This is a genomic window from Rugosimonospora africana (assembly GCF_016862975.1).
GTDB classification, from domain to species: Bacteria; Actinomycetota; Actinomycetes; order Mycobacteriales; family Micromonosporaceae; genus Rugosimonospora; species Rugosimonospora africana.
This window is the reverse complement of record NZ_BONZ01000013.1, coordinates 249352-269338: the sequence shown is the minus strand read 5'-3', so window position 1 is coordinate 269338 and position 19987 is coordinate 249352. Positions and strand designations below refer to the sequence as shown.

At 69.6% G+C, this 19987-nt stretch carries 19 protein-coding genes; 6 read left to right on the top strand and 13 right to left on the bottom strand.

Annotated elements, in window-relative coordinates; translation table 11 throughout:
- Positions 1-16: 16 nt before the first annotated feature.
- From Raf01_RS06965 to Raf01_RS06935, 7 genes are all read right to left on the bottom strand, one after another.
- Entirely contained in the window at positions 17-1177 is a 1161-nt protein-coding gene (locus tag Raf01_RS06965) for an N-acetylmuramoyl-L-alanine amidase (protein WP_203916884.1), read from the bottom strand.
- A 276-nt stretch (positions 1178-1453) separates the two neighbouring features.
- Entirely contained in the window at positions 1454-1777 is a 324-nt protein-coding gene (trxA, locus tag Raf01_RS06960) for a thioredoxin (protein WP_203916883.1), read from the bottom strand.
- Between the two features lie 173 nt (positions 1778-1950).
- Positions 1951-2883 carry a thioredoxin-disulfide reductase gene (trxB, locus tag Raf01_RS06955; protein ID WP_203916882.1) on the bottom strand — a complete coding sequence of 311 codons (933 nt, stop codon included), beginning with the start codon at positions 2881-2883 and terminating at the stop codon, positions 1951-1953.
- A gap of 127 nt (positions 2884-3010) precedes the next feature.
- Positions 3011-3838 (bottom strand): RsmA family anti-sigma factor, encoded by an 828-nt coding sequence (locus tag Raf01_RS06950; RefSeq protein WP_203916881.1) that lies wholly within the window; start codon positions 3836-3838, stop codon positions 3011-3013.
- The gene (gene sigM, locus Raf01_RS06945) at positions 3835-4458 is read right to left on the bottom strand and encodes an RNA polymerase sigma factor SigM (RefSeq protein ID WP_203916880.1); all 624 of its coding nucleotides are present in this window, start codon (positions 4456-4458) and stop codon (positions 3835-3837) included. The genes Raf01_RS06950 and sigM overlap by 4 nt, the downstream gene beginning before the upstream one ends.
- Positions 4459-4473: 15 nt before the next feature.
- Positions 4474-6006, bottom strand: coding sequence for a protein kinase family protein (locus Raf01_RS06940; RefSeq protein WP_203916879.1), 1533 nt, complete (start codon positions 6004-6006; stop codon positions 4474-4476).
- 222 nt (positions 6007-6228) lie between these two features.
- Positions 6229-6999 carry a DeoR/GlpR family DNA-binding transcription regulator gene (locus Raf01_RS06935; protein ID WP_203916878.1) on the bottom strand — a complete coding sequence of 257 codons (771 nt, stop codon included), beginning with the start codon at positions 6997-6999 and terminating at the stop codon, positions 6229-6231.
- A gap of 477 nt (positions 7000-7476) precedes the next feature.
- Between Raf01_RS06935 and Raf01_RS06930 the strand changes: the two genes are divergently transcribed.
- From Raf01_RS06930 to Raf01_RS06910, 5 genes are all read left to right on the top strand, one after another.
- Entirely contained in the window at positions 7477-8802 is a 1326-nt protein-coding gene (locus tag Raf01_RS06930; protein WP_203916877.1) for an ABC transporter substrate-binding protein, read from the top strand.
- A 7-nt stretch (positions 8803-8809) separates the two neighbouring features.
- Positions 8810-9751, top strand: a complete 942-nt coding sequence (locus Raf01_RS06925) for a carbohydrate ABC transporter permease (RefSeq protein ID WP_239133426.1) — start codon at positions 8810-8812, stop codon at positions 9749-9751.
- Entirely contained in the window at positions 9748-10680 is a 933-nt protein-coding gene (locus tag Raf01_RS06920; protein ID WP_203916876.1) for a carbohydrate ABC transporter permease, read from the top strand. The genes Raf01_RS06925 and Raf01_RS06920 overlap by 4 nt, the downstream gene beginning before the upstream one ends.
- 156 nt (positions 10681-10836) lie before the next feature.
- Entirely contained in the window at positions 10837-12318 is a 1482-nt protein-coding gene (locus Raf01_RS06915; protein WP_203916875.1) for a CCA tRNA nucleotidyltransferase, read from the top strand.
- Positions 12319-12325: 7 nt separating this feature from the next.
- A complete protein-coding gene (locus Raf01_RS06910) occupies positions 12326-13051 on the top strand; it encodes an FAD:protein FMN transferase (protein ID WP_373319480.1) in 726 nt (241 codons plus the stop codon).
- A 6-nt stretch (positions 13052-13057) separates the two neighbouring features.
- On the opposite strand, the gene Raf01_RS06905 is transcribed toward Raf01_RS06910, so the two are convergent.
- The 3 genes from Raf01_RS06905 to Raf01_RS06895 form a co-directional block, all read right to left on the bottom strand.
- Positions 13058-14323 (bottom strand): MFS transporter, encoded by a 1266-nt coding sequence (locus tag Raf01_RS06905; protein ID WP_203916874.1) that lies wholly within the window; start codon positions 14321-14323, stop codon positions 13058-13060.
- 151 nt (positions 14324-14474) lie between these two features.
- Entirely contained in the window at positions 14475-15995 is a 1521-nt protein-coding gene (locus Raf01_RS06900; protein WP_203916873.1) for a flotillin family protein, read from the bottom strand.
- Between the two features lie 156 nt (positions 15996-16151).
- Entirely contained in the window at positions 16152-16796 is a 645-nt protein-coding gene (locus tag Raf01_RS06895; protein ID WP_239133425.1) for an NfeD C-terminal domain-containing protein, read from the bottom strand.
- Positions 16797-16987: 191 nt separating this feature from the next.
- On the opposite strand from Raf01_RS06895, the gene Raf01_RS06890 reads away from it, so the two are divergent.
- Positions 16988-17467: a methylated-DNA--[protein]-cysteine S-methyltransferase gene (locus tag Raf01_RS06890; RefSeq protein ID WP_203916872.1), complete on the top strand. Its 480-nt coding sequence runs from the start codon at positions 16988-16990 to the stop codon at positions 17465-17467.
- A 188-nt stretch (positions 17468-17655) separates the two neighbouring features.
- Here Raf01_RS06890 and Raf01_RS06885 read toward each other — a convergent pair whose 3' ends face one another.
- The 3 genes from Raf01_RS06885 to Raf01_RS06875 form a co-directional block, all read right to left on the bottom strand.
- Positions 17656-18159 (bottom strand): DUF6584 family protein, encoded by a 504-nt coding sequence (locus tag Raf01_RS06885; protein ID WP_203916871.1) that lies wholly within the window; start codon positions 18157-18159, stop codon positions 17656-17658.
- 52 nt (positions 18160-18211) lie between these two features.
- Entirely contained in the window at positions 18212-18694 is a 483-nt protein-coding gene (locus Raf01_RS06880) for a DUF6584 family protein (RefSeq protein WP_203916870.1), read from the bottom strand.
- Positions 18695-18905: 211 nt separating this feature from the next.
- Entirely contained in the window at positions 18906-19985 is a 1080-nt protein-coding gene (locus tag Raf01_RS06875; RefSeq protein ID WP_203916869.1) for an inositol-3-phosphate synthase, read from the bottom strand.
- Positions 19986-19987 lie beyond the last annotated feature (2 nt).

The window sequence follows — 19987 nt, the reverse complement described above, 5'->3', positions numbered from 1 at the left end:
GGGATTCGAGCGACCGTCAGGTCGAGGCGGCGACCGTGGCCCGCAGCGAGGAAACGTCGATCGAACCGGTGGGCACGTCGTCCTCGACCGGGTAATACATGCGCTGGACCGCGGCCACGATCGCCTCAACGACCCGTTCCCGGAACAGCGGGTCGATCAGCTGCGCCCGGTCCACCGACGAGGTGAGGTACCCGACCTCCACCCGTACCGCCGGCATCCGAGTCAGCCGGAGCAGCTCCCAGGTCTTGGCATGGGTACGGCAGTCGTGCATGCCGGTACGCATGACGATCTCGCGCTGGACGAGGCCGGCCAGCCGCTCGCCGACCGTCGAGTTCACCCCGTTGTCCGAGCCGTAGTGGTAGGTCGCCACCCCACTCGCATCCGGGTTGTCGTACCCGTCGATGTGCAGCGAGATGAACAGGTCGGCGTTGAGGTCGTTGGCGAGCTGCGTCCGCTCCCGGTCGCCCAACTCCGCGGCCGGTGCCGGTCCCCGGGTCAGGTGTACCCGCATGCCGGCGGCGGCCAGCCGTCCCTCCAGCCGGTTGGCCAGGTCGAAGGCGAGATCGGCCTCGGTCCACCGCAGCACCCCATCGGGGACCACCACACCGAGGTCGGGACCGCCGTGCCCCGGGTCGATCACGATGGTCTTGTTGATGAGCGCCCGGCCGGACTGGTGCAGCTTCGCCGCCTCCCGGAGGGCCAGCGGGGCACCACCGACAACCTTGCGGCCCAGGCGGCGCAGCGCGTGCATGGTGTGCGGACCGCAGGCGCCGTCCGGAGGGAGGCCGACCTCCCGCTGGAACGTCGCCACCGCGCGGGCCGTACGCGAGCCGTAGATGCCGTCCGCCCGACCGACGTCGTATCCCATCTCCAGCAGCCGCTCCTGCAGCTGACGGACGTCGTCGCCGACCAGCGGGTCGGGCACCGACTGGTACAGGGTACGGGCGCCGAGCCGCCACCGGGCCGCGTCCAGCGCGCGCCACGTCTCGTCGCCGACCTGGCCGTCGACGGACAGTCCCCGGCTCTGCTGGAACGCCCGGACGGCCACCTCGGTCTGCTCATCAAACTCAGCCCGGGTGCCCAGCTCCCGCATGGGTGGCAGCAGCTCCAGGCTGCGCAGGATCGAGCGGATCTCCGCGACCGCGTTGCCACGATCGCCACGCCTGATCGCTCGCATCCTGCTCCCCTCTGGATGTTCGTCGCCGCGTTCCGGGCGCGATCCGATCCTCGCCCGCGCCACCGGCCCTTCTACGCCCTTGTACCCGCAAACCCACCGGAGCCTACCGTGGTCCCACCGCTGCCGCCCCGCATTGCGGAGCAATCCTCACCAGCCGTCCGGGCCGCCGAACCGGCTGCGAGTCCGCGAGACCTCTTACCCGGCGGCGTCCGGCGCACACGCCGTGCCCGGCGCGGGGACCCTCGCCGAGAGTAGCGCCCGCTGTCACCTGCGGCTTCAGAGTACGGACTCGACCAGGTGAACCAGGTCGCCCTTGGCCCGGGCACCGGTGACCGACCGTACCGGCAGGCCACCTTTGAAGACGGTCAGCGTCGGCACCGACAGGACGGCGTAATCGCGAGCGATGTCCGGGTTGGCATCGATGTCCACCTTGACGACCTTCACCCGGTCGCCCAGCTCACTGGCGAGTTCATCGAGTACCGGGGCGACCCGCCGGCAGGGGCCACAGGATTCGGCCCAGAAGTCGACGAGGACCGGTGTCTCGGATCGCAGCACCTCGTCGACAAAGGTCGCGTCGGTGACCGCTCTGGTGGCTGCCATGAACTGTCCTCTCGATGTCGCACGTCGCCGCCCCCCGTCCCCGCGAGCTGCCAGGTATGTTGTCGGATCCGGGATCGCCGATCCGTGCTGTCACCGGGTGGCCTGCGCCCGGTGATCACGCAGCGGGCCGCCGTCCTCGGAGTTACCGGATCGGGCGGCCCGGCTGGTGGTGCTCAAGCCTCCAGCGAGGCGATGAACCGCTCGGCATCGAGAGCCGCGGCACAGCCTGTGCCGGCAGCGGTGATCGCCTGGCGGTACGTGTGGTCCACGACGTCGCCCGCGGCGAAGACACCGGTCACGTTGGTACGGGTGCTGGGGGCGTCCACCACGACGTACCCCGACTCGTCCAGCTCCACCTGGCCGCGCAGCAGGTCGCTGCGCGGGTCGTGACCGATCGCCACGAAGACACCGGTGACGTCGAGCCTGGTCTCGTCGCCGGTGACCGTGTCGCGCAGCTGCACGCCGCTGACCTTGCCATCGGTGCCGAGCACCTCGGTGACCACCGAGTTCCAGGACACCTTGATCTTCGGGTTGGCGAGCGCCCGCTCGGCCATGATCTTGCTGGCCCGGAACTCGTCGCGCCGGTGGACGATCGTCACACTCTCCGCGAACCGGGTGAGGAAGCTGGCCTCCTCCATGGCCGAGTCGCCGCCGCCGATCACCGCGATCGGTTGCCCCCGGAAGAAGAAGCCGTCACAGGTCGCGCAGGAGGAGACCCCGCGTCCGAGCAGCTCGTCCTCGCCGGGGACGTTCATGTGCCGCCAGGCCGAGCCTGTGGCCAGGATGACCGCGCGCGCCTGGTACTCCGTCTCGCCGATCCAGATCCGCTTCACGTCACCGGACAGCTCGAGCCGGGTGACGTCATCGGTGATGAACTCGGCGCCGAAGCGCTCCGCCTGCTTGCGCATGTTGTCCATGAGCTCCGGCCCCAGGATCCCGTCCGGGAAGCCAGGGAAGTTCTCGACCTCGGTGGTGGTCATCAGCGCACCGCCGGACGCGGCACCCTCAATGATCAAGGGCTTGAGGTTGGCGCGGGCCGCGTAAACCGCGGCCGTGTACCCGGCCGGCCCGGAGCCCACGATGATCAAATTGCGGATGTCAGTCAACTTCGGCTCCTTGTCATGACGCTCGCACACGCGCAAACGCCATCGTACGAACAGGAAATTCCCATGTGCACATGGGCGGTGCGCCAGCTCACCCCGGCGCGTCCCGACAAGATCGACGAGATAGGGGCTAACCCACGCTGTCGAGCAGCGCGGCGCCCTCGCCCGGCAGGCCACAGCCGGCGCCGGCCGCGACCACGCTGGCGGAGCCGCCGGAGAGGACCACGATCAGGGCCGGTTGCCCCTGGTACCGGGCGTAGTCCACGCTGAGCGCCCGGCCGCCCTCCGCCCCGGTGATCGCCACCAGGCAGGCGTCGAGCGCGGACGGAGCCGACAGGCGGCCGAGTCCGCCGGGACCATCCGGAACGGACTCCGCGTGTGCCGCGGCCGGTGCCTTGCTGGTGGTGCTGGCCGCCATGGTCAGGGTGCCGTGGGTGTAGTCGACGCCGCTCGCCGTCGTGGGGACCGTGCCGCCAGCGGCGCCGGCACCCGCACCCGTGTTCGGGAGGACCGGTGCCCGGGAAAACGGGCTGGGCGCGGTGGCGCTGTCGCCCTTCGCGAGCCCACTGGACGAGGTGCTGCTGGTGCCGCCGTAGCGGTTCAGCGCGGCGATGCCGCCGACACAGGCCACCCCGACCGCGACGGCCGCGGCGGTGGTCAGGGCGAAGCGGGGCCAGCGCCGTCGCGGGAACGGGACGACCTTCGCGGTACCGGGCCGGGACGCGGTAGCCACGGCGAGGTCCAGCCGGGCCGCCACATCGGCCGGCATCGGCTCCCGGGGCAGCTCGGACAACGCCTCGTCCAGCGTCGGCTGTGCCGCGGTCAGCTCGTCGTACGCCCGGGCCCAGGCCGGTTCGGTGGCGATGAGCCGGTCCACCTCCGCGGCTTCCGGCGGGTCGAGTACGCCCGCGGTGTAGTCCGCCAGCCGGTCGAGGTCATCTTCGCTGATCGGACTCACCCCGCCTCCTCGCTGTTCGTCGTTCTCTGCGATGGGACGGCTCGGTCCGGCGCCGGGTTCCGCAGGTGCCCGAGGAGTGTCGCGAGTCTCGCCCGACCGCGGGCGCAGCGGCTCTTCACGGTGCCCTCGGCCACGCGCAGGATCGCCGCGACCTCGCCGACCGGGTAGCCCTCGATGTCGACCAGGATCAGGGCGATCCGCTGCTCGTCGGGCAGCCGGGCCAGGGCGGCGCGTACGTCCAGGGCGGTGTCGGAGTCGACGGCGGGCGCCGGTACCGGGTCGGAGTCGGCCAGCGCCACCGTCGGCCGGGCCTGGCGCCGCCGGATCCGGTCCAGGCAGGCGTTGACCACGATCCGGTGCAGCCAGGTGGTGACCGCCGAGTCGCCGCGGAACCGGTCCGACCCGCGAAGTGCCGAGATCATCGCGTCCTGGAGCGCGTCGGCGGCCTCCTCCCGGTCGCCAAGCGTACGCAGGGCCACCGCCCACAACCGGTCGCGGTGGCGCCTGATCAGCTCACCGAACGCGTCGGGATCACCGGCGACGTGTGCGGCGAGGAGTGCCTTGTCATCCGACGCGGCCGGCTCACCGCCAGACTGCACCCGGTCGACCGGCCGCACCATCACGGCTCCCCAGCGTCAGCTCGCGAGAACCTGGATCTCGTCGATGCCGACTTGCCAGCGATCGGACTGATCTGTCGACTGCGGCAGGGACGTGATCCAGACCAGCAGGTAGCGGACGGACTGACCGTTGCCGTCGAGCAGGGTCGTCGTCGCTGGGGCATCCGCCCTCACCGAACCGATCGGTGTGTAGTTGGCCACCGTCTGGGCATCGCCGGCCGAGGTGGAAGGGTACGCCGTGTTGCCGGCCTTCAGCTGCACCGTGGCGCCGGGAATCGTGAAGTCAATCTTGACCAGGCTGACCTTCTTGGCCGCGCCCAGGTCGATCCAGACACCCATGCCGGACTTCGTGTTGCCAAAGTTGGGTCCGTGCTTGTAGTGCTGGGTCTCCCACGCCGTGTCGCTGTTGCCGTCGACCATCTTGTCGGCGTCCCGCCGCTCCTGCCCGTCGCCCTGGGGGTCGACGATCCGGACCTGGTCCGCACCGAGGCTCACCTGAGTCGGCTGGCCAGCGGCCGGCGTCGGGGCGCCGCTCGTGTGCCCGTTGGACGGCGGCTGCAACTGCGCTTGGCCGCCGCCGGAGGGGCCGGAGAAGACCTTGGTCACGATCAGCAGGCCGATGAGCGCGAGCACGACCAGCCCGGCGACGCCGACCGCGAGCTTGCGGCCGACCGAGCGGCGCGCTTCCGGGGTGACGGGCTCGGCGAGCCGGGTCTGGTTGAAGTCGAGCGGACCACCATCGCCGAAGAACTCGCTGTCGCGCTGCTCGCTGTCCAGCCGGCCCAGCTCCGCGGCCAGCACGTCGGCCGACGGCGGCGCCAGTTCCGGGTCGAGCACGTCGGTGGCGAGGTCGGACAGGTGTCCGGGAACACCGCCGCGGACCTGGCGGGGAGCCGCCAACACTCCGGACGGGTCGCGCACGGCGTCGGGCAGGCTGTTGGACCCGGCCTCCTGCTTGGGCCAGTGCCCGGTCAGCGCGCAGTAGAGCACCCCACCGATGGCCCGCACGTCGCCATCGATGGTGGCGGACTCGTCGGCCCGGGCATCGGCGAGCACCACGCGGCCGTCGTCTCCGATGAGGACGGTGCCCGGGTGAACGTTGCCGTGCGCCATGCCGGTGGCGTGAACGGCGGCCACCGCGCCGGCGACAGCGCTGGCCACCGACGTCGCCCGGTCGGGGTCGAGTGGGGACTCCATGACCAGCTCGCGCAGCGAGCTGCCGTCGACCCACTCCCGTACGACGTATGCCCGGTTACCTTCGTCGATCGCGTCGTACACGTCGACCAGGTGAGGATGGACCACCCGGCTGGCCGCGACCGCCGCGTCGAGCATCTCGACCGCGGCCTCGCCGCCCGGGTATCGCAGCACGACCGCGACCGGCCGGCGCAGGATGACGTCGATCCCGCGCCAGACCTGCCGGCCGAACGCGTCGTCGTTGATGTGCTCCTGCAGCTCGTACCGCTCCGCGAGCACTTCACCGACGGTCGGCACACCAAAGGTCAGTATCCCCGGCACGCCGGGCGAGTCGGGACCCTCGTCGACCTGGGTCACCAGTCCTCCCCTCCCCGGATGAAACTCGCTGCGCGTTGCCCAGACACCAGCCTAGGCGTTCGAAGCCAGTGCCGAGTACGACCTTACCTGGGTTGAGTGACGCACCTGGGTGGCCATTCTTCGCTGTTTGCCCGTTGAGTGCCAGTCCGATGACCGGCTTCTCGGAGTGTGCGTGCTCTCACCGCATATGTCGGTAAACGGACGATCGCCTAGCGGGCCCGGTCAGTCCGCGATGACCAACTCGCCGACCTCGGTGCCCAGCTGATCGCGGGCGGCGACGGACAGACCCGAGTCAGTGATCAAAGTATCCGCGTCGTGCAGCGCGGCGATTGTCGAGATGCCGACGAGTTCCCACTTGGTGTGGTCGGCGCAGACCACCAGCCGCCGGGACGCCGCGACCAGCGCGCGGTCCGTCTCCGCCTCCATCAGGTTCGGGGTGGTGAACCCGGCGTGGGTACTCATGCCGTGCACCCCCATGAACAGGATGTCCACGTTCAGCGACCGGATGGCGTTGACCGCGAACGGGCCGACCAGGGCGTCGGACGGGGTACGGATGCCCCCGGTGAGCACCACCGTCTGGTCAGCGCGCCGGGCCTTGTAGAACGCGTCGGCGACCGGTACCGAATTGGTCACGACCGTCAGTCCGGGCACGTCCAGCAGCAGCCCGGCCAGTACGCAGGTGGTCGTGCCGGCCGAAAGCGCGATCGCGGTGCCCGACGGGACCAGCGCCGCGGCCCGGGCGGCGATGGCCTCTTTCTCGGCCCGCTGGCGGACCAGCTTGGCCGCGAACCCGGGTTCGTCGGTCGAGTGCTGGTCCAGGGTCGTAGCGCCGCCGTGCACCTTGGCGACCAGCCCGCGCTCGGCGAGCGCCTCAAGATCCCGGCGGATCGTCATGTCCGATACGCCGAACTCCCGCACGAGGTCGCCGACCCGGACCCCGCCGAGGCGCTGGACCATCTCGTGGATGATCTGCTGGCGCTGCTGCGCGAGCATCACCCCACCTCGGTACGGGGAACGGGGTGGCTCGGCGAGAGAGCTTGTGGATATCTGTGCGAAAACTGGGGTGAGGAAACATCGGTCGCGGTGGCTGGATCAATGCGCACGCTCCCGCGACGCACCGGACCCCCCGCCCGCCATAGCGGCGCGCGCTCCTCATGGCTGGAGTCACTACCGAGACGGAGTCCGTCGATCCGGTAAGTGAACGTCGGCATGCCCACAGAGTGCCGTCTCGTTTCACCACTAGTCAACACGAGACGACACTCTTCCGCCCATGAACGCGGCCGCGACGAACCCGCGCGACGCCACTATGACCGTCAATAGCTGGCCTGACACGACTGCGTCACGGTGTCGAAACAAATGGATGGGCAGTCTTGACACGCGTCGATACCGGGGCTGGACTGTGGTGAGTTTTGAACGGTTCCGTTGGAATCTTTGATCCAACTCCGTCCCGTCAACGACTAGGAGGGGCACATGACGCAGTCAACGCCCGACCAGCCGCTCCGCTTGGCCTCGTCGACCGTCTCGCGTCGCACCGTGCTGCGCAACACTGCCCTAGGAGCCGGCGCCCTCGCGATCCCCGGTGTTCTCGCCGCCTGCGGCAAGGACAGTGGCTCCTCGGGCAACAGCAAGACCGTGACCTTTGGCTCCAACTACTCGGACGCCATCCCGAAGGCCGGCATCGCCGCGGTCATGGATGCGTACCAGAAGTCGAGCGGCGTCACGGTGAAGATCAATACTCAGGAGCACAACAGCTTCCAGGAGAACATCAGCCGGTACCTCAAGGGGAACCCGGACGACGTGTTCAGCTGGTTCGCCGGCAACCGGATGAAGTTCTTCGCCGCACAGGGGCTGGCCGCCGACATCTCCGACGTCTGGTCCGGGCTCACCGGATTCAGCGACGCGCTCAAGAAGGCGGCCACCGGCGACGACGGCAAGCAGTACTTCGTGCCGATCTACAACTACCCGTGGGCGGTCTTCTACCGGCCCAGCGTCTGGCAGGCCAAGGGCTGGCAGCCCCCCAAGACGCTGGACGAGCTGACGGCGCTGTGCAAGACCATCAAGGGTGCCGGGATGGACGCGTTCGCGTTCGCCGACAAGGACGGCTGGCCGGCGATGGGCACGTTCGACCAGATCAACATGCGGACCAACGGCTATGACTTCCACATCAGCCTGATGGCCGGCAAGGAGTCGTGGACCGATCCCAAGGTCAAGCAGGTCTTCGAGACCTGGGCCAGCCTGCTGCCGTACCACCAGCAGGGTGCCAACGGCCGGATCTGGCAGGACGCGGCGAACTCGGTATATCAGAAGAAGTCCGCGATGATGGTCTGCGGCTCGGGCCAGATCGCCCAGTCGTTCCAGGGGGCCGACGCCGCCGACCTGGACTTCTTCCCGTACCCGATGATCAATACGGAGTTCGGTCAGGACGCGGTCGAGGCACCGATCGACGGCTTCATGATCTCCAAGAAGGCGAAGAACCTGGAAGCCGCCAAGGCGCTGATCAAGTTCCTCGCGTCGCCGGATGCGGAGAACGCGTACCAGTCGAAGGACAACGGCAACATCCCCACCAACTCCGGCGCGTCCACCTCGAACTTCTCGGCTTTCCAGAAGAAGTGCCAGGCGTACATCGCCGGCGCCAAGCAGATCTCGCAGTTCATGGACCGCGACACCCGGCCGGACTTCGCCTCCCAGGTGATGATCCCCAGCCTGCAGTCGTTCATCAACAAGCCCTCGGACATCGACTCGTTGCTGAAGAACATCGACGCTCAGGCGAAGAGCATCTTCGCCACGGACAACTGAGGTCGGAGTGACGTCGACTCAAGTCAGCGCCCAGGCGCCGGCTCCGCAGGCCTCCGTGGCCCGTCGGCGCCGGCGCCTGAGCCGCTTCACCCGGCGGGACATCATCATCCTCGCGGTGCTCATCGGCCTCCCGGTGCTGCTGGACATCGCGCTCATCTGGGGTACGACGCTGACCTCGATCGGGCTGTCGTTTACCGACTACAACGGCTTCAGCTCGCCGCAGCTGGTCGGGCTGCACAACTACCACGAGATCGTGACGATCTACGAGCCGTTCTGGCGGGCCGTCCGTAACAACCTGCTGTGGCTGGCCACGCTCGGGGTGTTCGCCACGCCGCTCGGGCTGCTGCTCGCGGTGCTGCTCGACAAGCGGATCAGGTTCACCCGGGTGTACCAGAGCATCTTCTACATGCCCGTGGTGCTGTCCCTGGCCGTGGTCGGCTTCATCGCGCAACTGGTGTACTCGCGCGACTACGGCGCACTGAACTCACTGCTCGGCCGGACCGCGGACCCCATCGACTTCCTCGGCGATCCCAGCATCAACATCTGGGCCATCCTCGCCGCGGCAGCCTGGCGGCACGTCGGCTACGTGATGATCCTGTACTTGGCGGGCCTCAAGTCGGTCGACCCGGCGCTGAAGGAAGCCGCGACGATCGACGGTGCCAACGAGCGGCAGACCTTCTTCCGGGTGATCTTCCCTACCCTGCGGCCCATCAACATCATCGTCCTGGTGATCACGGTGATCGAGGCGCTGCGCGCGTTCGACATCGTGTACGCGGTCAACTCCGGCCGCAACGGGCTCGAACTGCTCTCCGTCCTGGTGACCGCGAACATCGTGGGTGAGGCGAGCCGGATCGGCTTCGGGTCGGCCATCGCCGTGATCCTGCTGGTGACCTCGCTCGGATTCGTGATCGCGTACCTGACCCAGATCCTGCGGGAGGACCGGCGATGACCACCACCACCTCGGCCGCGGCCCGGGATGTGATCGACCGGCGGCGGGACGCGACCGGGAAGGCCAACCGCCGGCCGGTACGCCCGGCCCGGATCCTGCTGTACATCGTCCTCACGATCGTGGCGCTGGGCTGGCTGGCCCCGTTGCTGCTGGCCGTGTACGCGTCGCTGCGCCCGTATCAGGAGACCGCCAAGTACGGGTACATGTCGCTGCCGCACCACCTGTCGTTCAAGTACTACTCGCAGGCGTTCAGCCAGGGTGGGATGGGAAAGTACTTCCTGAACACTCTGATCATCACGGCGCCGGCGCTGGTACTGACGCTGTTCTTCGCCTCGTTCGTGGCATTCGCCCTGGCACGCTTCAAGATTCCGGGGCGGAAGTTCCTGCTGATCCTGTTCACCGCGGGCAACCTGCTGCCGCCCCAGGTCATGGTCACGCCGCTCTACACGCTGTATACCAAGATTCCGCTGCCGTACTGGCTGTCGGAGTCGGGCACGGTGTACGACTCGTACCTTGGCGTGATCGCCATCCACGTGGCGTTCCAGACCGGCTTCTGCGTGTTCGTGCTCTACAACTACATGCAGACGATCCCGTCGGAGCTGACCGAGGCCGCCGTCGTCGACGGGGCGGGGGTGTGGCGCCAGTACTGGCGGGTGATCCTGCCGCTGGCCCGGCCGGCCCTGGGCGCGCTGGCCACGCTGGAGTTCACCTGGATCTACAACGACTTCCTGTGGGCCCTGGTGTTCATGTCGACCGGTGACAAGCTGCCGATCACGAGCGCGCTGAACAACCTGCGCGGCCAGTTCTTCACGGACTACAACCTGCTGGCGGCCGGATCGGTGCTGGTCGCCCTACCCACGCTGATCGTCTTCTTCGCGCTGCAACGGCAGTTCGTCTCCGGCCTGACGCTGGGCGCGAACAAGGGCTGAGGCTGGGCTCTGACTGGGCGCAGCCGGAGCCGGGTTGTGGCGGAGGCGAGCACAGTCCGCGTGGGCTCTGACTGGGCGCAGCCGGAGCCGACCAGCGGCGCGGGCGGGACCGGGGCGGGTGTGGCCGGCCGGGCTACGGATAGGCTTGCCCGCGCTATGTCCGAGTCCTCTGCTGCCAACCAGGCCCGCGCCCTGTCCCAGGCCCAGCGCCGGGCGCTGGGCGAACTCGTGCGCGTCTTCCCGGTGATCGACGAGGTCGGCGAGCGGTTCGCCCGCGCCGGCCACGAGCTGCACCTCGTTGGCGGTTCGGTCCGCGACGCCTTGCTCGGGCGGCTCGGCAACGACCTCGACTTCGCCACCAGCGCCACCCCAGACCAGACGCTCAAGGCGCTGGGCAGCTGGGCGGAGACGACCTGGGAGACCGGCCGCGAGTTCGGCACCATCGGCGCCGCGCGCCGAGGGCTGCGCCTGGAGATCACCACGTACCGGTCCGAGGCGTACAACGGCGTGAGCCGCAACCCCGTCGTCCAGTACGGCACCACTCTCGTCGACGACCTGCAGCGCCGCGACTTCACGGTGAACGCGATGGCCGTGTCGGTACCCGAGCACACGTTCACCGACCCGTACGGCGGCCTGGACGACCTCGCCGCCGGCGTCCTGCGCACCCCCGGCACGCCGCGGCAGAGCTTCGGCGACGATCCGCTGCGGATGCTGCGCGCTGCCCGGTTCGCCGCGCAGCTCGAGTTCGAGGTCGTTCCGCCGGTCGTGACCGCGATGACGGAGATGGCCACCGACCTGGGGCGGATCACGGCGGAGCGGATCAGGGACGAGTTCACCAAGCTGCTGGCCGGGCACGATCCGGTCGCCGGCCTCCGGCTGCTGGTCGACACCGGGCTGGCCGACCAGTTCCTGCCCGAGCTGTCCGGGCTCAAGCTGGAGATCGACGAGCACGCCCAGCACAAGGACGTGTACGAGCACACGCTGATCGTGCTCCGCAACGCGATCCGGCAGGAGAAGGACGGCGCCGACTTCATCCTGCGGATGGCCGCGCTGATGCACGACGTCGGCAAGCCGGCGACGAAGGCGATCGGCCCGGACGGCCGGGTGAGTTTCCACCACCACGAGATGGTGGGCGCCCGGCTGACCAAGGCGCGGATGAAGGCGCTGAAGTACCCGAAGGACGTCATCACCGCCGTGGTCGAGCTGGTCGCGCTGCACCTGCGCTTCTACGGGTACGGGCGGGGTGAGTGGACCGACTCGGCGGTGCGCCGGTACGTGACCGACGCCGGTGACCTGCTGCCCCGCCTGCACCTGCTGACCCGCTCCGACGTGACCACCCGGAACCGGCGCAAGGCGGCCGCGCTCGCCACGGACTACGACGCGCTGGAGGAGCGGATCACGCGGCTGGAGGCGGAGGAGGACCTGGCCCGGGTCCGGCCCGACCTGGACGGCAACGCGATCATGGAGCTGCTCGACATCTCGCCCGGCCCGCTGGTCGGTAAGGCTTGGCGGCACCTCAAGGAGCTGCGGCTGGAGCACGGCCCGCTGGAGCACGACGAGGCGGTGGCCGAACTGCACCGGTGGGCTCGCGAGCAGGGCATCGAGCCGAAACCCTCCGCCTCCGGCGACCCCGACTGATCCGACCGTGCGCCGGGTCGAGCAGGTCATGGGCATGCCGGTCAGCCTCCAGCTGCCCGACCTGCCCGAGGCCGGCGCGCTGGCCGACCAGGCGTTCGACTGGCTGCGGCAGGTGGACGCGGTGTTCAGCACGTACCGGGAGGACAGCGAGGTGTCCCGGCTGAACCGTGCCGCCCTCCGCTCGCCCGGACCGGAGCTGGCCGCCGTACTCGAGCGGTGTGCCGAGCTGTGGCGGGAGACCGACGGGTACTTCGACGTGTACGCGACCGGCCGGCTCGACCCGTCCGGGTACGTGAAGGGCTGGGCCGTGCAGGTGGCCTCTGACCGCCTGGTCGCCGCGGGCGCTACCGATCACTTCCTGAACGCCGGGGGTGACCTGTGCGCCCGGGGCCGGGCCGAGGACCGCGGCTGGCGGGTCGGCATTCAGCATCCGTTCGAGCCCGACCGGGTGGCCTGGGTACTGGAGGTGACCGACCTGGCGGTGGCGACCTCCGGCCGGTACGCGCGGGGCGATCACATCATCGATCCGCGTACCGGCCGACCGGCGACCGCACTGGCCTCGGTCACCGTCGTCGGGCCGGACCTGGGTACCGCCGACGCCTACGCGACGGCCGCCATGGCGATGGGCGAGGCCGGGCTGACCTGGCTGGCCCGGCTCGACGGGTACGGGAGCGCGGCGATCACCTCCGACGGCCGGGCGTACCGGTCTCCCGATCTGCCGGTGGTCCCATGACTCCGATCAGCCCGACGCCACCGCCAGCGGTCCCCGAATGGCGGCCAGCGCGTACCAGCCGGCCAGCGCGAGGTAACCGCCCGACACCAGCGCGATCGCCGGGATCGAGTGCCCGTTGCCGGGCAGCGTCAGCGCGGCGATGAACAGCCCGACCACGAAGAACAGGTTGAACGTGGTGTCGTTGACGCTGAACACCCGACCCCGGTACTCGTCCGCGCATTCGCGCTGCAGGGAGGTGTCCACCACGATCTTCGTGCCCTGCGACGCGATGTTGACGCCGAACGTCGCGACCACCAGCAACGCCGGCTGGAACGGCAGGCCGAGGAGCACCATGATGCCGGATCCGGCGAACAGTACGGCGATCCACCGGTGGCCGCCGATCAGCCGGACGACCCGCGGGGTGATGAACGCGCCGAGCAGTGAGCCGAAGCCGCCCGCCACCACGATCTGAGCCAGTCCGGCCAGCGCCTTGCCCGAGTCACCGCCGTAGAAGTAGTGGCGGTACAGCAGCAGGGTGGCCAGGGTCAGCACGCCATACAGGCCCCGGTGCAGGGACTGGCCCAGCATCGCGTACCCGGCGGTGCGCCGCGACGCCAGGTGACGCAGGCCGGCCACGGTACCGGTGGCGACGTCCACCAGCGCGCGGACGAACGTACCCTGCCGGCAGGCGTCGTCCGGCCCCAGTTCGTCGCACCCGAACGAGTACCGGGCCAGCAGGGCGGACGCCGCGTACCCGGCGGCACCGGCGACCGCGAGTACCCCGTACCCGTGGAAGTCCTTGTGCATCGTGACCTCGAGGACCAGCGCGGCGAGCCCGAGGCCGAGCGAGTAGATCAACGTACCCAGGGTGCTGGCCAGCGCGTTCGCGGTGACCAGCCGGTTCTCGGGTACCACGTGCGGCATGGACGCGGAGAGCCCGGAGAGGAACAGCCGGTTGATCCCGATGATCAGCAGGGCGAGCAGGATGTACGGCACGTCCTCCTGCCCCCACCAGATGAGCAGCGCGGCGGGAAGCACGAGTACGGCGCGGATCAGGTTGGCCGTAAAGATCACGGTACGGCGGCTCCACCGATCCAGTACCACGCCGACGTACGGCCCGATCACCGAATAGGGCAGCAGGAGCACCGCGAAACCGCTGGCCACCGACAGCGCGTCGGTCGCCTGCTGCGGATTGAACAGCAGGCTGCCGGCCAGCGCCGCCTGGAACGCGCCGTCGCCGAGCTGGCTGATCAGCCGTACCGCCAGGAGCCGGCGGAACCCTCGACTGCGCATGATCGCGCGGAGGTTCCCCCTGGTACCGGACGATGGCACGGATCGAGCCTACGGGGGGTATCCACCCCAAGCGGGCGATCTAGTACGAACCGCCCGGGTAGCGCGCGGGTGCCGCCCGGCGGTTCGCACCGGGCGGCACCCGCGTTGCCGGCTACCGACTCGGCGCCGGAGAGATGACCTTGGGGTCGTCGTCCGTGTCGTTACCGGCGACCTTGCCGCCGAGCTTGGCCAGCAGCGCGCCCAGGTCCACGCCGGTCAGGTCGGTACCCAGCTGGAGCCCCTGCGCCACGTTCGCGGCCACCGACCGGGTCAGCGACGAGGCACCGTCGGCGGAGATGACCGTCATCTTGTCGATGGCGCTCATCGGTGCCGAGGCCGCCGAGACCACCTGCGGCAGGATCCGGACCAGCAGGTCCAGTACCGCTGCCTCGCCGTACTGCTCGAACGCCTCCGCCTTGGCCTGCATCGCCTCGGCTTCCGCCCGGCCCCGGGCCTGGATGGCGGACGCCTCCGCGGTGCCTTCCCGTTCGACCGCGTCGGCGATCGCCGTGCGGCGCCGCTGCTCGGCCTCACCCTGCTTGGCACCCTCGATCGCGGCCGCCTCGGCCAGCGCGGCGCGCCGGGCACGCTCGCCCTCACCCACCAGCCGGTCCTGCTCCGCCTGCGCCTGCGCCGCCGCGATGGTGGCCTGCCGCTCCGCGTCCGCCCTCAGCACCGCCGCGTTGCGCGCCGCCTCAGCGTCCTGCTCCGTCTTGTACCGGGCGGCGTCGGCCGGCTTGCGGACCTCGGTGTCCAGCTGCCGCTCCTTGAGCTCGGCGTTGCGCTCGGCGACCTTCTGCTGCTCGGAGAGGATCGCCTGCTGGCGTTCCGCCTCGGCCAGCGGGCCGGCCGCCGAGGAGCGCGCCTTCGCCGCGTCGATCTCGGCCTGTACCTCGGCCTTCTTGAGCGCCAGGTTGCGCTCGGCCGACGCGATGGCCTCCTCCGCCTTCATCCGCTCCGTCTCCGCGGTCTGCCGGGCCTGCGCCTCGGCGATCGCCGCGGCCTTGAGTACCCGCGCAGCCTCGGGCCGGCCGAGATCCTGCAGGTACGAGCCGGCGGTCCGGATGTCCTCCAGCTGGAACGCGTCGAGGACCAGGCCCTGGTGTGTGAGCGCCCGCTCCGCCTCCTCGGCGACGTGGGCCGAGAACGCCGCCCGGTCACGGATGATCTCCTCCACGGTGAGCCGGCCGACCACGGCGCGCAGCGCGCCGGAGAGCACCTGACCGGTGAAGCCCTCGATCCGGTCCTGCTGGTGCAGGAACCGCTGCGCGGCCGGCCGGATCATCTCCGCCGTGCCGCCCACCTTCACGATCGCGACAGCGTCGGCGTCGCAGCGGATGCCCTGGGCGCTCACCGCCGCCGTGACCGAGACCGGGATCTCCCGGCTGGACAGAGAGAGCCGGTACAGGCGCTGGACAACGGGCATCACGAACACCGCGGCGCCCATCACCACCTTCTGCCCGGACAGGTCGAGGACCGTGGAGCCATCCGCGGCCCGGACCGCGCGCCCCTTCCGGCCTGTCACGATGAATGCCTCGTTCGGTCCGGCAACGCTGATCCTGGACAGGACGAACATGATGATCAGCAGGACCAGCAGCACGGCGCCGCCGATCGCGATGAGGAGAGGTGACATTTCCCTTCTTCCTGCTTCGATGACTGACCTTCCCGGCGGGCCGGCGGCCTGCGGGACGATTCGTGGGACGGCGCGTGCCGGGAGGATCCGGCATCTCGGCATCGCCGGCGTCGGTAGCGGGGATGCCCGGGCGCGAGTGGGCCCACGCGGGCATGCCTAGGGCGCGGACAGGGTGCCGTCCGTGATCGGCGGGGTCTCTTCGACCTGGACGCTGCTCGGGCTGGGAACCCCGATGACGAACACCGGGGTACCGAGCGGCAGCGGCCGGTCGCACCGCGCGTTGAACTTCATGTGCTGGCCGGCGACGGACAGGCGCACCTCGCCGTACCCGGCGGACGGAACCGGAGTGACGACGACGCCGGTGGCACCCAGCAGGTGGTCGCTTTCCAGCGTGGCGTCCGTGGACATGTTGATCGCGGCGTGGACCAGACGGCCGGCCAGCCACGCGGTCGGTACGGCGGCGAGCAGCCCCACCACGACCGCCGCCAGTACCGTGACGGCGCCGTGCCCGGGCAGTACAGCCGCGACGATCGCCCCGCCGAAGCCGAACGCGCCGAGGAACCCGGCGATGACCGGCAGGGACAGGTCCGCGCCGCCGTGGCCCCCTCCGGCGTCGCCGAGGTGCAGGTGCCCGCCGTCCAGATGGCCGAAGCCCAGGTGACCTACATGAAGGTGACCGCCGCCGAGGAGGGCGAGGATCAGTAAGAGCAGGGCGAATCCGCCGATGATCAGGAACGTGACGACGAGCGCGCTCATCCCCGTGGCGCCTCCCGCGCCCGGGCCGGTGGTCAACGAGTCCATCCGGTCCGTGATCCGAGGGTAAACCGGTCGTGCACGTCCGAAGCTCCGCCGGACGTACCGTTCGTGGCTGGGTCGCGTAGCGGGGCCTCGCAACCGGGCTTCGTGGCTCGATTTCGCGGCTGGGCCCTTGGCTGACTACCGCGTCTGGCCCGCCCGGTGAAACTGTCAGATCCGCGAGCCACAATGGAAACATGCGCTGGCAGGAGTTGAGCACGCCGATCGGGGGCCTCGGCATCGCCGTGGACGGCACCGGGATCTGCCGGGTCCAGTTCGGTGGCGCGCCGCCGACCCGGACCCCCGCTGCGGATCCCCTGTTCGACGACGCCGCCGACCAGCTGGGCAGGTATTTCTCCGGCGCGTTGACCGAGTTCGACCTGCCGCTGTCGGTCAACGAGGGCTCCGCCTTCGAGCGGGCGGTGTGGCGGGCGATCGCCGCCATCCCGTACGCGCAGATGCGCACGTACGGGCAGATCGCTGCCGACGTCGGCGAACCCGACGCGGCCCGGGCGGTCGGCACGGCGTGCAACCACAATCCGCTGCCGGTCGTGGTCCCCTGCCACCGTGTCGTCGGAGCGGGCGGCAAGCTGGTCGGGTTCGGCGGCGGCCTGCCGCGCAAGCGGTTCCTGCTGGAGTTGGAGGCGCGGGTGCGGATCGAGCGCGATTTCGCCTGAGCGAAGCCGGAGCCGCTCTTTGGTGGAGGCGAGCACAGGCCACGTGTTACAGCCTGAGCGGAGCCGGAGCCGCTCTTTGGTAGAGGCGAGCACAGGCCGCGTATTACAGCCTGGGCTTTTGCCTGGGCCTGGCCGAGCCGGTGTAGAAGAGGCGAACAGAGGCTATGTATTACAGCCCTCGCGTCGGCTCAGAACTGCCAGATCCAGACCACGGCCCGGTAGACCCCGATGACCGCCAGCACCGCGAACACCGTCAGCGCGACGATGACGAACAGACAGGGCACCGTGTTGCTGCGGCGGGCCGGGTGCTCCAGCGACGCCGGTCCCGACCAGATGTCCGGCGGGCCGACCCGCTGCGCCCGTTCCGCGAGGCTCATCAGCCGTGCCCGGGCAGCCTCGCACAGCATCCGGGGATCGGCGGTGAACTGAAGCAGTCGCAGCTGAAGCCACGGTGACGGGTTCGCCCGTTCAAACGCCGCCATCTCCTCCGGCCGTACCTCGTCGGTGAGGTACGACCAGCGACCGGCCTCCGCCAGGTTGCCGGTGCGCCGGTAGATCGCGGCGAGTGCTCGGCGGATTTCCAGGTCATCCGGCTGGTTGGCGAGGAAGGTGCGCAACCGCTGGGTGGCCTGGTGAGTGCGACCGTGTGCGAGGTCGCTCTGTACCCGGGCAAGCACGTCGGGTTTTGCCACATATCGATGGTCGGACAGCCGTATCCAAGGACGCCAGTAGCGACGGTAACGATCAGCCCACGATCCACTGAACCACGGTGACCGCACCCAGCACCGCGAACGGCAGCGCCGCGACGGTGGCGCCGATCGCGTACCGGCGCCGCCGCAGCAGTACCCGAGCCATCCGCGTCCGCGCGTCCGGGCTGCCCGTGATGGCGGCCGCCTCCGCCAGTTCGGTGAGGCGCCGGCGGGCGAACTCGGTCGCCGCGTACCCGTTGCGCGCCGGCCAGCGCAGCTTGCGCAGCCGGACGGCCGGGGACGGGAATGCCCGCTCGAACGCCTGGATCTCCTCCGGGTCCGCGTCGGCGTAGAGGTAGCTCCAGCGGCCCGCCTCGATGCGGTTGCCGGTCATCCGGTGCACCGAGGCCAATCGACGGCGCAGGTCGAGGTCGGTCGGGTGGGTCGCGACCAGGCTTCCCAGCCGCTGGATCGCGGGCTGGGTGCGGCCGTCCGCGAGGTCGGCGGCGACCCTGTCAAATACATCGGCCTTGGCCATTCCCTCACTATGGACAGCAGAGCCTGCCGGGTCCAGAGTACCTATGCCGCAAATAGGACGGGCGTTTCTCCGCGTATCAGGACATAAGCCAAAATCGACGGCGTCGGGCTCGCCCGCGGGCCGGCAAACGATCGCGACAGGAACCCACCGACACGACGACGCGGCGGGACCCGGTGCACCCGGATCCCGCCGCGTCACGCAGCGGAGAGGACTAGCGCTCGACCTCGCCACGGATGAACTTCTCCACGGCCTCCCGGGCGTCCGGGTCCGCGTACTGGACCGGCGGGGACTTCATGAAGTAGCTGGCCGCGGAGATGATCGGGCCGCCGATCTTCCGGTCCATAGCGATCTTGCAGGCCCGCAGCGCGTCGATGATGATGCCGGCCGAGTTCGGCGAGTCCCACACCTCCAGCTTGAGGTCTACGTTCAGCGGTACGTCGCCGAACGCCCTGCCCTCCAGCCGGATGTGCGCCCACTTGCGGTCGAGCAGCCACGGCACGTGGTCAGACGGTCCGATGTGGACGTTCGCCTTCTCCATCTCGTGCGGGATCTGCGAGGTGACCGACTGGGTCTTCGAGATCTTCTTGGACTCCAGCCGATCACGCTCCAGCATGTTCATGAAGTCCATGTTGCCGCCGAAGTTGAGCTGGTAGGTGCGCTGCAGCTCGACACCGCGGTCCTCGAACAGCTTCGCCAGAGAGCGGTGGATGATCGTCGCCCCGACCTGGCTCTTGATGTCGTCGCCGACGATCGGCAGGCCGGCCGCCTCGAACTTGGCCGCCCACGCGGGATCGGACGCGATGAAGACCGGCAGCGCGTTGACGAAGCCGCAGCCGGCGTCGATCGCGGCCTGCGCGTAGAACTTGTCCGCCTCCTCGGAACCGACCGGGAGGTAGGACACGACCACGTCGACCCGGGCGTCGCGGAGCGCCTGCACCACGTCGACCGGCTGCTCGTCGGACTCGGTCACCGTCTCGCGGTAGTACTTGCCCAGGCCGTCGTACGTCGGCCCACGCTGGACCAGCACCCCGGTCGGCGGTACGTCGCAGATCTTGATGGTGTTGTTCTCGCTGGCGACGATCGCCTCGGCCAGGTCCTGCCCCACCTTCTTGGCATCCACGTCGAACGCCGCGACGAACTCCACGTCGGAGACGTGGTAGCCGCCGAAGTTGACGTGCATGAGACCCGGGACGCGCTCGCTCGGATCGGCGTTGCGGTAGTACTCCACCCCTTGGAGCAGGGATGACGCACAGTTTCCGACGCCGACGATGGCCACGCGGATCGAACCCATCT

Excerpts from the sequence above, each read along its gene's own strand:
- Raf01_RS06875 (WP_203916869.1), bottom strand. The coding sequence starts at position 19,985 with ATGGGTTCGATCCGCGTGGCCATCGTCGGCGTCGGAAACTGTGCGTCA.
- Raf01_RS06895 (WP_239133425.1), bottom strand. The coding sequence starts at position 16,796 with ATGGACTCGTTGACCACCGGCCCGGGCGCGGGAGGCGCCACGGGGATG.
- Raf01_RS06890 (WP_203916872.1), top strand. The coding sequence starts at position 16,988 with ATGCGCTGGCAGGAGTTGAGCACGCCGATCGGGGGCCTCGGCATCGCC.
- Raf01_RS06905 (WP_203916874.1), bottom strand. The coding sequence starts at position 14,323 with ATGCGCAGTCGAGGGTTCCGCCGGCTCCTGGCGGTACGGCTGATCAGC.
- Raf01_RS06920 (WP_203916876.1), top strand. The coding sequence starts at position 9,748 with ATGACCACCACCACCTCGGCCGCGGCCCGGGATGTGATCGACCGGCGG.
- trxA (WP_203916883.1), bottom strand. The coding sequence starts at position 1,777 with ATGGCAGCCACCAGAGCGGTCACCGACGCGACCTTTGTCGACGAGGTG.
- Raf01_RS06965 (WP_203916884.1), bottom strand. The coding sequence starts at position 1,177 with ATGCGAGCGATCAGGCGTGGCGATCGTGGCAACGCGGTCGCGGAGATC.
- sigM (WP_203916880.1), bottom strand. The coding sequence starts at position 4,458 with ATGGTGCGGCCGGTCGACCGGGTGCAGTCTGGCGGTGAGCCGGCCGCG.
- Raf01_RS06930 (WP_203916877.1), top strand. The coding sequence starts at position 7,477 with ATGACGCAGTCAACGCCCGACCAGCCGCTCCGCTTGGCCTCGTCGACC.
- Raf01_RS06880 (WP_203916870.1), bottom strand. The coding sequence starts at position 18,694 with ATGGCCAAGGCCGATGTATTTGACAGGGTCGCCGCCGACCTCGCGGAC.
- Raf01_RS06900 (WP_203916873.1), bottom strand. The coding sequence starts at position 15,995 with ATGTCACCTCTCCTCATCGCGATCGGCGGCGCCGTGCTGCTGGTCCTG.
- Raf01_RS06935 (WP_203916878.1), bottom strand. The coding sequence starts at position 6,999 with ATGCTCGCGCAGCAGCGCCAGCAGATCATCCACGAGATGGTCCAGCGC.
- Raf01_RS06915 (WP_203916875.1), top strand. The coding sequence starts at position 10,837 with ATGTCCGAGTCCTCTGCTGCCAACCAGGCCCGCGCCCTGTCCCAGGCC.